The 11,863-nt window shown below is 45.5% G+C and carries 10 protein-coding genes; 8 read left to right on the forward strand and 2 right to left on the reverse strand.

Annotated features, from left to right (window positions below):
- The first annotated feature begins 32 nt into the window (after positions 1-32).
- The 6 genes from dnaX (at position 33) to adk (ending at position 8,203) form a co-directional block, all read left to right on the forward strand.
- The gene (gene dnaX, locus ACUJFL_RS05690) at positions 33-2,186 is read left to right on the forward strand and encodes a DNA polymerase III subunit gamma/tau (RefSeq protein ID WP_445428700.1); all 2,154 of its coding nucleotides are present in this window, start codon (positions 33-35) and stop codon (positions 2,184-2,186) included.
- Positions 2,187-2,259: 73 nt separating this feature from the next.
- Positions 2,260-2,586 carry a YbaB/EbfC family nucleoid-associated protein gene (locus ACUJFL_RS05695; protein ID WP_226749759.1) on the forward strand — a complete coding sequence of 109 codons (327 nt, stop codon included), beginning with the start codon at positions 2,260-2,262 and terminating at the stop codon, positions 2,584-2,586.
- 2 nt (positions 2,587-2,588) lie between these two features.
- Positions 2,589-3,191 carry a recombination mediator RecR gene (gene recR, locus ACUJFL_RS05700; RefSeq protein WP_445426348.1) on the forward strand — a complete coding sequence of 201 codons (603 nt, stop codon included), beginning with the start codon at positions 2,589-2,591 and terminating at the stop codon, positions 3,189-3,191.
- Between the two features lie 155 nt (positions 3,192-3,346).
- Complete coding sequence (gene htpG, locus ACUJFL_RS05705) at positions 3,347-5,278, forward strand: molecular chaperone HtpG (protein WP_445428701.1); 1,932 nt, start codon at positions 3,347-3,349, stop codon at positions 5,276-5,278.
- 127 nt (positions 5,279-5,405) lie between these two features.
- Entirely contained in the window at positions 5,406-7,334 is a 1,929-nt protein-coding gene (locus ACUJFL_RS05710; RefSeq protein ID WP_445428702.1) for a methyl-accepting chemotaxis protein, read from the forward strand.
- 224 nt (positions 7,335-7,558) lie between these two features.
- Positions 7,559-8,203, forward strand: a complete 645-nt coding sequence (adk, locus tag ACUJFL_RS05715) for an adenylate kinase (protein ID WP_445428703.1) — start codon at positions 7,559-7,561, stop codon at positions 8,201-8,203.
- 79 nt (positions 8,204-8,282) lie between these two features.
- On the opposite strand, the gene tpx is transcribed toward adk, so the two are convergent.
- Entirely contained in the window at positions 8,283-8,900 is a 618-nt protein-coding gene (gene tpx / locus ACUJFL_RS05720) for a thiol peroxidase (RefSeq protein WP_226749764.1), read from the reverse strand.
- 62 nt (positions 8,901-8,962) lie between these two features.
- Here tpx and ACUJFL_RS05725 point away from each other — a divergent pair, with 62 nt between their 5' ends.
- Together ACUJFL_RS05725 and ACUJFL_RS05730 are read left to right on the forward strand one after the other, a co-directional pair.
- Complete coding sequence (locus ACUJFL_RS05725) at positions 8,963-9,982, forward strand: response regulator (RefSeq protein WP_445428704.1); 1,020 nt, start codon at positions 8,963-8,965, stop codon at positions 9,980-9,982.
- Complete coding sequence (locus tag ACUJFL_RS05730) at positions 9,979-10,941, forward strand: sensor domain-containing diguanylate cyclase (protein WP_445428705.1); 963 nt, start codon at positions 9,979-9,981, stop codon at positions 10,939-10,941. Before ACUJFL_RS05725 ends, ACUJFL_RS05730 begins: the two co-directional genes overlap by 4 nt.
- A 152-nt stretch (positions 10,942-11,093) precedes the next feature.
- On the opposite strand, the gene sodB is transcribed toward ACUJFL_RS05730, so the two are convergent.
- Positions 11,094-11,678: a superoxide dismutase [Fe] gene (gene sodB / locus ACUJFL_RS05735; protein ID WP_226749767.1), complete on the reverse strand. Its 585-nt coding sequence runs from the start codon at positions 11,676-11,678 to the stop codon at positions 11,094-11,096.
- Positions 11,679-11,863 lie beyond the last annotated feature (185 nt).

The following is an 11,863-nucleotide window of genomic DNA, read 5'->3' on the forward strand; positions in this document are numbered from 1 at the left end:
GGCACTGTGATGTTAGGTGCAGGAAAGCGGGCATGAGTTATCAGGTTTTAGCAAGAAAATGGCGGCCACGTCATTTTAGTGAGTTGGTAGGGCAACAGCATGTAAAAACCGCGTTGGCGAATGCCCTAACCAGCAGTCGCTTACATCATGCTTATTTATTTACCGGCACCCGTGGTGTCGGTAAAACGACCATCGCCCGTATTTTTGCCAAAAGTTTAAATTGTGAAACGGGCATTACCGCAACGCCTTGTGGCCAGTGTAGTGCTTGCCAAGAAATTGATGCCGGCAATTTTGTTGATTTGCTCGAAATTGATGCGGCTTCTCGAACTAAGGTTGAAGACACCCGAGATCTACTGGATAACGTGCAATATGCACCCAGTCGTGGTCGTTTTAAAGTGTACCTGATTGATGAAGTGCATATGCTGTCGCGGCATAGTTTTAATGCTTTATTGAAAACCCTGGAAGAACCTCCGCCGCACGTCAAATTTTTGCTCGCAACGACTGATCCGCAAAAGTTACCCATCACGGTCCTCTCGCGTTGTTTACAGTTTAGTTTAAAAGCCCTGACGCCGGTGCAAATTGAGCAGCATTTAACCGAAGTGCTCGCTGCCGAGCAGATCCCGTTTGAAGCGGCTGCGCTCACCGCCTTAGCTAAAGCGGCCAAAGGCAGTTTACGCGATTCATTAAGTTTAACCGACCAAGCCATTGCGCTAAGTAATAGCAATCTTACAGTTGAAACCGTGCGTCAGATGTTGGGCTTATTAGATACCCGTTTTGCTGTAAGTTTACTGAGTGCGCTGTTAGCCGCAGATATGCCGCAGCTGCAGCAGGCGTTACAAGAACTGTTAAGTCAACAGTCTGATTATCAGCAGGTGTTAGATGATATGTTGTCGCTGTTGCATCTTACCGCGCTAACACAACTGCAGCCTGCTGCGGCAGACTTATCTGAACAAGCCGAAATGATCCGTTACTGGGCTGCGCATTTAGCGCCTGAGGCGGTACAGTTGTATTATCAATTGTTAATCAGTGGCAAGAAGGAGCTCCCTTTTGCTCCAGAGCCGGTGGTCGGGCTAGAAATGGCGTTATTACGCGCCATGGCCTTTGTACCCGCGAGCCGCACAGAGCCGCAAAGTTCGGCGCCAACGCAAGCGCTATCAACACCAGCCGCCTCGACACCTCAGGCACGCCCAGCCGTAATGGCTGCGCCAATTGCTCCACACGCTATGGCGCCCGTTACTGCGCCAAGTCAGGTAACCTCTGCGGCAGCTGAACCACACCAACCCAATGAGGCGGCGGCAATAGCCTCGGCGCCAACAGAAACGTTAATCGCCAGTGCTACAATGCCTAACACGGCCTTAGGCAATAACCCGATTACCACGCCTGATAAGCATAGCGCTACTCCAGTAGCATCGGCGATAGATGAGGGAACCGCGCGTATTATGGCTCGGCGTGGGGTGCAAGTGACGGCAGCACCGCCAGCGGTGGAGACAGTCGCAGGAAAAAAGCCTGAGCGCCCGATGGCGCTGCCTCAGTCTGAATTACCTCGACGTTTAAATACGCCGCCATCCGCCATGGCTGCTACAACAAAACCGCAACAAGCCACTGCGGTAGTACCCGAGCCTGCTGCAAAGTTAGATCCCCGTTCACACCAGCACGACGATGAAGATAGTGCCACTTCAGATGACACCGTTAGCTTTGCTGAGCAACAAGCGTTAACGGAAGCATGGTGGCAGCAGCAGCAATTTGATGTTTTACCCAGTAATGATACCGATGAGCTTGACGAGCAACGTTTTTCTATTCGTTTTGCCGCTCAGGTCGATGCCTGGTCGCGCTTAATCGAACAGCTATCGATTGGTGGGTTATTACGTTTATATTTATTACATAGTGCTATGCAGCAAAATGGCCTACAAGTGCAATTGCAGGTAGCCCAATCGCAGCAACATTTGGACAAGGGCGATTTTCGTGAAAAGCTGTATGCGGCAATTAGCCCGGTATTTCCTGCCAATTTTCAGTTAGAGATTCAATACTTGGCAGAGATTAATGCCAGTCCATTAGCGATCCAGCAGCGTATAGAACATGAACGCAAAGACTATGTCAGCCGGTTGTTGCAACAAGATCCCAAGCTGCAAGCCATTCAACAGATATTTAGTGCAGAGCTGCAACTTGACACCTTGCAGGTGAATTAACCTTGTAATTTGTTGAGCGAGTATTTATCTTGTCGCCAACAATTTCCACATCCACAAAATAGAGAGATAGAGTATGTTTAAAGGTGGCATGGGCAATATCATGAAGCAGGCGCAAGCCATGCAAGAAAAAATGGCGAAAGTACAAGCTGAAATCGCCACAATGGAAGTCACGGGTGAATCAGGCGCGGGTTTGGTTAAAGTGACCATGACGGGCAATCACAATGTGCGTCGAGTGACTATCGATGACAGCCTGATGAGTGATGATAAAGAAATGCTAGAAGATTTGGTGGCTGCAGCATTAAATGATGCCGTGCGCCGGGTCGAAGAAAACAATAAAGAGCAGATGGCGAAAGTAACTGGTGGCATGCAATTACCGCCAGGTATGAAGATGCCGTTCTAATTATGGCGAAGTTAACGCCCCTGTTACAGCAACTGATTGAAGCCTTGCGCGTTTTACCTGGTGTTGGGCCAAAATCGGCCCAGCGCATGGCTTTTCAGTTACTCGAGCGTAATCGTAGCGGTGGCGCTCGGCTGGGCACGGCTTTAGTGGCAGCGATGGAAGGGATAGGGCAATGCCAGCAATGCCGTACCTTTTCTGAGCATAGCCTGTGCGCCATCTGCAGTGATGTGAAGCGACAACAAGCCGATGTGCTGTGTGTGGTAGGGTCTGCTGCGGATCAACTGGCAATAGAGCATACTGGGCAGTTTCAAGGGCGTTATTTTGTATTAATGGGCTATCTGTCTCCCTTAGATGGCGTTGGCCCAGCAGAGTTAGGCCTCGATGCATTAGCGGCACAATTAGCTCAAGGTAAACTCGCTGAGTTAATCTTGGCAACCAATCCCACGGTTGAGGGTGAGGCGACAGCTTTTTATATTGCTGAGCTTTGTCAGAAATACGGTTGTAAGGTCACGCGTTTAGCACAAGGACTGCCTTTTGGCGGTGAGTTAGAATATATCGACGGCACCACTTTGGCGCACGCCTTTAGTGGCCGTAAAAGCTTTTAATCCAGCGTAAAGAGTCTACTTAAACGTTAGCGTGGCTAAGTAGACTAAAAATCGACGCTTGAATTCCTACTGTTAACCCCCATATCCCTTGATGAAAAGGCAGGTACTTCGTACTTGTTGTCGCACTTATATTATTTTTGTTGAGGACTCACCAAATGACTGATACCACTGCCACCCAGTCTGGCCAGAAACAAACCCATGGCTTTCAGGCGGAAGTTAAGCAACTGCTGCAACTGATGATCCACTCGCTGTATTCAAACAAAGAAATCTTCTTACGCGAATTGGTGTCAAATGCCTCGGATGCGGCAGATAAACTGCGGTTTTTAGCCCTTTCAGACAGCAGCCTGTATGAAAATGACGGCGAGCTGCGCGTACGAATCAGTTTTGACGAGAAAGCACGTACCCTAACCATTAGCGATAACGGCATTGGTATGGATGAAGCTGAAGTGATTTCGCACCTGGGTACTATTGCGAAATCAGGTACTAAAGAGTTTTTCTCTAAACTGTCCGGTGATCAAAGCAAAGACTCGAAGTTAATTGGTCAATTTGGTGTAGGTTTCTATTCTGCTTTTATCGTTGCGGACAAAGTCACCGTGCGTACCCGTAAGGCCGGCTTGGCTGCAGACAGTGCCGTAGAGTGGGAATCATCAGGCGAAGGTGATTACAGCTTAGCGCCCATTGTTAAAAATGAACGTGGTACTGAAATTACCTTACACTTACGCGAAGGTGAAGACGAATTTTTAAGCCGTTGGAAAATTGAAAGTACGGTAACTAAGTACTCCGATCATATTTCTATTCCGGTAGAAATGTGGGAAGAAGGTACTGAGGCGCGTGAAGAAGACGGTGAAACTATCGCGGCAACGCCAGGCCACTGGAAAGCGGTTAACAAAGCCACTGCGTTATGGACACGTGATAAATCTGATATTTCAGATGAAGAGTATCAAGAGTTCTACAAGCATATTTCACACGATTGGAGTGAGCCATTAAGCTGGAGCCACAACAAAGTTGAAGGTAACTCGAATTACACCAGCTTGTTATATGTACCGAAAAAAGCGCCGTTTGATATGTGGAACCGTGAAGCTAAGCATGGTTTAAAACTCTATGTGCAGCGAGTGTTCATCATGGACGATGCTGAACAATTTATGCCGAGCTACCTGCGCTTTATTAAAGGTGTGTTAGATTCGAGCGATCTGCCGTTAAACGTGTCTCGTGAAATTCTGCAAGATAATAAAGTCAGCCAAAGCCTGCGCAAAGGCTGCAGCAGCCGTGCTTTGAAGATGTTAGAAAAGCTGGCTAAAGATCCCAAGCAATATCAAAGTTTTTGGAATGAGTTCGGCCAAGTGCTAAAAGAAGGTCCGGCTGAAGATCATAACAACAAAGAGCAAATCGCCGCCCTGTTACGTTTTGCCTCCACTCAAAATGAGGGCAGTGAGCAAAACGTGGCATTAGCCGATTATGTGGCTCGAATGAAAGAAGGCCAAGATGATATTTATTTCTTGGTTGCCGATAGTTTTGAGGCTGCGAAACACAGCCCACACCTGGAAGTGTTCCGCAAAAAGGGCATCGAGGTTTTATTACTCTCTGATCGAATTGACGAGTGGTTGGTGCAACACTTACCTGAATTTGATGGTAAGAAGCTGCGTTCAGTCGCTAAAGGCGGTTTAGATTTATCTAAGTTAGAGGATGAGGAAACCAAGCAGGCACAACAAAAAACTGAAGAAGCCTTCGCCACGGTAGCGGAGCGTTTTAAAGCAGCTTTAGGCGATCAAGTTAAAGACGTGAAAGTCAGTCATCGTTTAACTGATAGCCCAGCCTGTGTGGTAACGGATGAGTATGACATGAGCACGCAGATGATTAAATTGATGGAATCTGCTGGCCAAAAAGTACCTGAAGTGAAGCCTATTTTCGAGTTAAACCCAGAACATCAACTGGTGAAGCATATTGCGGAAGAGCAAGATGAACAGCAGTTTAAGCAATGGGCCGAGGTGTTGTTAGATCAAGCTTTACTGGCCGAACGGGGGAGTTTGAAAAACCCAGCGGGCTTCGTAACCCGTTTAAACGGGTTACTGTTAGCGTTGGCAAAGTAACCACTGTTAAATGCTCGTTTAAAATGACCGCTTAGGCGGTCATTTTTTTAGCTTATTGTTATTGAGAAAGTTTCGGTTTTTACAGCTATACTTACAGCCATAAAAAAAGAAAGCTTATAGGTGTAGTATGACAACATTTTGGCGTAGTTTCGGCTTAGGTGTACGTTTAACGGTTATTATTGTTAGTGTATTTTTGATTGGGATTGTATCGTTAAGCAGTTTGGTCTTCGTTAAATATAAATCCTCACAAACCGCAGATGAAATAACAACATTAAGCAGTGCCGCTAGTTCGAACGCTGACGTTTTTACCGATTGGTTATTAGTGCGCCAAGATGAGATGCGCTTGTTGGCTACGTTGCCGAGTATCCAACAATTAGATTTAGCATTAGCCACGCAATTGATGCAACAACTGGCACAAAACTCAGGTGTATATGACACCATCTTTGTGGTTGGGTTAGACGGAATTGGTCAGGCGGGGGTCAGTTTTAGTAATGGCCAAGCCAAGGTGTTATCGTCTGCTGAAAATGCCGCTTTTAACGTAGCTGATCGCGCTTGGTTTAAACAGGCGGTTAGCGGTCAGGATGTATTCTCACAGCCTGTGGTATCCCGTGCAACCGGTCAAACCGTCAGTACGGTTGCTATTCCTATCCGGCTAAATAATCAAATTGTGGCGGTTATGCGCGGTGCCGTTAAGCTAGAAGCCATTTTTAGTAAGGTCAATGAGCTCAAGCTTAACGAGCATACCGAAATATATTTGCTTGATACGGCCGGTATTGCTTTATCGCCGGCGGCATCAATTAACAATAAAGATCCACTACAAACGCAGGCCGCAGCGGCAGCTCGACAACAGCAAAGTGGCACTGGATTATATCAAAATGCGGCGGGAACGGCCGTGATTGGTAGCTATCAATACATTCCTATGCTTGGCTGGAGCCTTGTGGTAGAAAGCCGGCAACAAGAAGCCTTAGCCGAAGTGAACAATATGTTTTACACCTTGCTAATGGCTGCACTCTTCATCATGGTCATCGCGACCTATATTTGTATTTTTATTGTAAAAGGCGTAACTCGTATTTTAGGCGGCGAACCTGAGTATGCCGCAGCAATGGTACATCAGGTATCACAGTTCGATCTTACTGCGTCAATTCAACTAAGCCAAGGTGATAACAGCAGTTTATTAGCGTCTATCGCCACGATGCAGCAACGCTTGCGGCAAATGCTCGGTGAAGTAGGAAATTATTCTGATCAGGTAGCGGCAGCAGCTACAGAGTTAGCGCAAATTAATCAGCACACCACCGACGGAATGCAGCGACAAAGCACTGAAATTAGCAGTGCTGCGGTTGCCATGAATGAAATGACCAGTACTTTGCAAGACGTGTCACGGAACACCCAGCAAGCAGCCGAGGCGGCCACACAGGCTGAGCAGCAAAGTAAGCAGGGTCGAGTAGTCGTCAGTAACACCGTACTTGATTTATCCAACCTATCTAAAGAAGTCAGTTCGGCAGCGGCTATTATTCGTTTATTAAAACAGGATAGCGATCAGATAGGCAGTATTTTACAAGTTATCGAAAGTATCGCTGAGCAAACTAATTTGCTGGCGCTCAATGCGGCTATAGAAGCCGCCAGAGCCGGCGAAAGTGGTCGAGGTTTTGCGGTTGTGGCGGATGAAGTTCGAACACTGGCTAGCCGTACTAAAGACTCTACAACTGAAATCAAGCAGATGATTGAAAAACTGCAACGCGGCACAGAAAAAGCCGTTAACGCGACGGTAAACAGTGAAAACAATGCACAAAAAACAGCTGAAAACGCGACTCGCGCCGAACAGGCTTTAATATCAATTAATGAGGCTATTGAGCTGATCAGCGCCACTACGCATCAAATAGCGACCGCAACGGAACAACAAACCGTGGTATCGCATGATATTAATCAAAACTTTCATTCGATTAGTGATGTGGCAGAGCAAACTAACCTGAACGTACAGCAATCTTCGCAGGCCAGTGATGCTTTATCCACGCTAGCCGAGCAGCTACAAGAATTAGTAAAGCGTTTCAGACTTTAGTCTGATAATGGCCAGAAAGCCGCTGAAAATCTTGTCACTTATTCTGCTTACTCAGTGATAACACCTTGTAACGGCGGCTTTGGCTAGACTATCGACTAAAGGCTAGGTATACCGCTGTTTCAGGTAGCACCAGTTGACAAATTTCTTGTTTCAAAGAGCGCATTATGCAAAGATCAAGCCTGACAAAAACTACAAATTGATCCCAAAAGACGAGGATGATCGTTATGCGCATAATTTTGTTAGGAGCCCCTGGCGCCGGAAAAGGAACTCAGGCACAGTTTTTAATGAGCAAATATGGTATTCCACAGATCTCAACTGGGGATATGTTACGTGCGGCGATTAAAGAGGGCTCAGAACTCGGCGTGGCTGCAAAGAAGATTATGGATGCTGGACAGCTGGTATCGGATGAATTAATCATCGGTTTAGTAAAAGAGCGTGTAGCAAAAGCAGACTGTGCCAATGGCTTCTTATTAGATGGCTTTCCACGTACTATTCCACAAGCTGATGCCATGAAAGATGCCGGCATTAGTGTGGATCACGTTATTGAATTTGATGTGCCAGATGATGTTATCGTCGAGCGCATGAGCGGTCGCCGTGTGCATCCCGCTTCAGGTCGTGTTTATCATTTAGTCTATAATCCACCGAAAGTGACCGGTAAAGATGATGAAACGGGTGAAGAGTTAGTGACACGGGTGGATGATTTAGAAGAAACCGTGCGTAAACGCTTAGCGATTTACCATGAGCAAACGGAATTATTAGTGGGTTATTATCGTGAAACTGCGGCCCGCGGTGAAACGCAATATCACCATATTGACGGTACTCAGGCAGTCGATGCGGTGAGTCAGCAACTGGTAAAATTGCTAGATTAATCGCCTATCTTGCCCAGTGACGCATAAAAAAACCGGCTACGCCGGTTTTTTTATTTTTAATCCCTTGGTTAGCGCAACATTAAGACGCCGTAAGCTGCTGCAACGCCGCCAGTGCCGCTGCATAATCGGGCTCTTGGGCCAGTTCTGGCACTAATTGTTGATAAGCCACTTTGCCTTTATTGTCGATTAAAATAATAGCGCGTGTTAACAAGCCCATATCTTTAATCAGTAAACCATAGTTACTGCCAAAATCACGCCACACCGCATCGGATAGCACCGCCATCGCTTCTACTTGTTCTTGTTGGCAAAAACGTTTTTGGGCAAAGGGCAGATCAGCACTGATGGTTAGTAGCACGACGTTTTCCGGTAATTTAGCTACTTCTTCATTAAAACGCTTGGTTTGTAATGAGCAAACACCGGTATCAATACTGGGTACTACACTGATCATCAGTGTTTTACCTTTGAAATCTTCTAGGCTGACTTTTTTAAAGTTGTTATCGACTACTTTAAAATCAGGCGCTTTTTTGCCCGTAATTAACGGCTTACCTAATAATATAACTTGCTGATCACCGGCTTTTACGGCGCTCACCCGCGCTGGGAGCTTTTCGGTGATGTCGATGGCTTGAATTGAAAAGCTGCCAAAAGTAAGGCAAAGTGCTATAAGTAGATTATTTCTATTCACGGTTTTTAAAAACATTTTGCTGCTCCAATGGTTAATCAGCGTTATGATAAGACTAACTGCTGCAATGCGAGAAAGTTATGACGCCTGCAATTTTGATTTGTGATGATTCTAATCTGGCTAGAAAGCAACTGGCTAGAATCTTACCACAGGATTGGCAACCCAACATTTATTTTGCCGGACACGGCGCTGATGCGCTTAGCACCTTAAAGAAACAGTCGATTGATTGGTTGTTGCTTGATTTAAATATGCCGGTAATGGATGGCTATCAGGTGCTAGCTGAGCTAAATCAATTGCAATTACCAGTGCAGGTTATTGTGATCTCTGGTGATGTGCAGCCTGAGGCGCACGAACGGGTAATGGCCTTAGGTGCGAAGGCATTCTTAAAAAAACCCTTAAGTGCAGTTGAATTATCAGCTTTTTTGCCCATAAACGACGCGGCGTTATTGACTACACCTAAAACACGCGTTGCACCAAAACTTGCCGATACATTACAACTGAATGATGAATTGCGCGATGTGATGAAAGAAGTTGCCAATGTCGCCATGGGCCAAGCGGGGGATTTACTGGCGCGTTTGCTGAATGTGTTTGTTAATTTACCAATCCCAAATGTTAATGTGATTGAAGTCAGTGAGTTGACGATGGCATTAGCGTCGATTGATCCGAACAGTGAAAATTCGGCTATTTGCCAAGGGTTTATCGGGAGTGGTGTGGCTGGTGAGGCGTTGTTAATTCTGACTGACTCGAGTTTTGCTGATATTGCCCGTTTGCTGAATTATCATGGCGAAATGAATAGCACTGTCGAATTAGAGCTATTGATGGATATTGCGAATATCTTAATTGGTGCTGTTCTTAAAGGCATTGCAGAGCAAATTGATATTACTTTTAGCCAAGGGCACCCGGTGGTGCTGGGCCAACACGCCGCGATTAATGAGTTAATTAAAGCGAATTCAAAGCGTTGGAAAACCACCCTAACAATAGAATTAAGTTACGGCATTGAAAATTTTAATATTAATTGTGATTTATTACTGCTGTTTACTGAGGATAGTTTGAAAACCTTGAATTATAAACTCGCTTTTTTAATGGATGATGCGTTATGACAGATCAAAGTGCTGGCATAGCAGATATTCATTGGCTGATGGACATGTTACAAACTGTGGATGTGGGGTTGGTGATTGTTAATGAAGATTATCGGATCCAACTGTGGAACGGTTTTATGGAAAACCATAGCGGCCTAACGCCACGTCAAGTGCGTGAACATTATTTGTTTGATTTGTTTCCGGAAATTGATGAAGACTGGCTAAGACGTAAGTGCGATCCGGTGTTTCTGTTAAAAAATCGCGCCTTTACTATTTGGGAACAACGTCCATATATTTTTCGTTTTAATAATTATCGTCCCATTACTGGCAACGCTGATTACATGTATCAAAACAGCACGATATTTCCAATCACCGATAGTCGCGGCGAGGTTAGCCATCTGTGTTTTATGATTTACGATGTGACCGATGCCGCAATTAACAAATTAGCGTTACAGCAAACTAATCAGCAACTTCGTGAGTTATCCAGTACCGATTACCTAACGCAGATACGTAATCGCGGTAATTGGGAAGAGCACTTAAAACTGGAGTTTGATCGTTTGCAGCGTTATCCGCAACATCACAGCAGTTTAATTATGTGTGATATCGATCATTTTAAAAAAGTGAATGATACCTTCGGGCATGCCGCTGGTGACTTGGTTATCCAAAAGGTGTCCGATGTGATTCGTAAAAGTTTGCGGACAACCGATATTGCCGGGCGTTACGGCGGTGAAGAATTTGCAATTTTACTGCTCGATACCACCGCCGATCAGGCGCAATATTTAGCCGAACGAGTGCGTCGAAAGATTGAACAACTCGACATTATGTATAATCAGCAGCTGATTAAAGTGACGATGAGTTTCGGTTTGGTGGAACGAGATGTAAACATCCAAAATTGTCTACAGTGGATTGAAACCGCAGACAAAGCCTTATATCAATCCAAACAAAATGGACGTAACCAAGTGACACTTTTTAAAGCCTGAGTGTTGAGCAACCCTATTCTAATAACGCGACCGGCTTGATGCGTGTAAATCTAGCTTTTGTGGGTTACACGACGGCAGTTTGATGAAATCAAAATACAAACCAAAAAAATACCCAGCCGAAGCTAGGTATTGAGCGAAAAACTGCTTAAAAATTATTTAGCGAAGTTTTCTGCAGCGAAGTTCCAGTTAGCTAGGGCCCAGAAGGCGTCTAAGTAAGTTGGGCGTGCATTGCGGTAATCGATATAGTAAGCGTGTTCCCACAGATCGACAGTGATGATCGGCGTGACTGCTGCATCTTGGATTGGCGTACCAGCATTGCTGGTGTTGACGATATCTAAACTACCATCAGCCTTTTTCACTAACCAAGTCCAGCTTGAACCGAAGTTGTTCACGGCTTTGTCGTTGAATGCCGCTTTAAAAGCATCAAATGAACCCCATTTTGCATTGATGGCATCAGCTAACGCGCCGCTTGGTTGGCCGCCTGCATTTGGTGCTAAGCAATGCCAATAGAAAGTGTGGTTCCAAACTTGGGCTGCGTTGTTAAATACGCCGCCTTCACTTGAACGAATGATTTCTTCTAGCGATTGAGTGGCATATGGTGTGCCTTCAACTAAACCATTTAATTTTACGACGTAAGTATTGTGATGCTTGCCGTAGTGATATTCCAAAGTTTCCGCAGAAATATGTGGGGCTAACGCATCTTTCGCATAAGGTAATGCTGGTAATTCAAAGGCCATTGTTGCTCTCCGTTCACGTTGTTAAATGTGTCTGCATCGCTTAGACTACAAAACCTGACTAAAATACTCAAGTTTATTCGTTGAGCGATTGGGCTTTGCCACTCGGCTGCTGCCGGGACATTTTTATCTGTTTAGCAGATATTGGGTTCTTTCTGAAAAACTCAAGTGCTTGGCGGCCTAATACA

The organism is Alishewanella sp. HL-SH05, from assembly GCF_052655985.1.

What these genes read in the sequence shown, in the direction of transcription:
- dnaX (WP_445428700.1), top strand. Translation starts at nt 33, where the DNA reads ATGAGTTATCAGGTTTTAGCAAGAAAATGGCGGCCACGTCATTTTAGT.
- ACUJFL_RS05695 (WP_226749759.1), top strand. Translation starts at nt 2,260, where the DNA reads ATGTTTAAAGGTGGCATGGGCAATATCATGAAGCAGGCGCAAGCCATG.
- recR (WP_445426348.1), top strand. Translation starts at nt 2,589, where the DNA reads ATGGCGAAGTTAACGCCCCTGTTACAGCAACTGATTGAAGCCTTGCGC.
- htpG (WP_445428701.1), top strand. Translation starts at nt 3,347, where the DNA reads ATGACTGATACCACTGCCACCCAGTCTGGCCAGAAACAAACCCATGGC.
- ACUJFL_RS05710 (WP_445428702.1), top strand. Translation starts at nt 5,406, where the DNA reads ATGACAACATTTTGGCGTAGTTTCGGCTTAGGTGTACGTTTAACGGTT.
- adk (WP_445428703.1), top strand. Translation starts at nt 7,559, where the DNA reads ATGCGCATAATTTTGTTAGGAGCCCCTGGCGCCGGAAAAGGAACTCAG.
- tpx (WP_226749764.1), bottom strand. Translation starts at nt 8,900, where the DNA reads ATGTTTTTAAAAACCGTGAATAGAAATAATCTACTTATAGCACTTTGC.
- ACUJFL_RS05725 (WP_445428704.1), top strand. Translation starts at nt 8,963, where the DNA reads ATGACGCCTGCAATTTTGATTTGTGATGATTCTAATCTGGCTAGAAAG.
- ACUJFL_RS05730 (WP_445428705.1), top strand. Translation starts at nt 9,979, where the DNA reads ATGACAGATCAAAGTGCTGGCATAGCAGATATTCATTGGCTGATGGAC.
- sodB (WP_226749767.1), bottom strand. Translation starts at nt 11,678, where the DNA reads ATGGCCTTTGAATTACCAGCATTACCTTATGCGAAAGATGCGTTAGCC.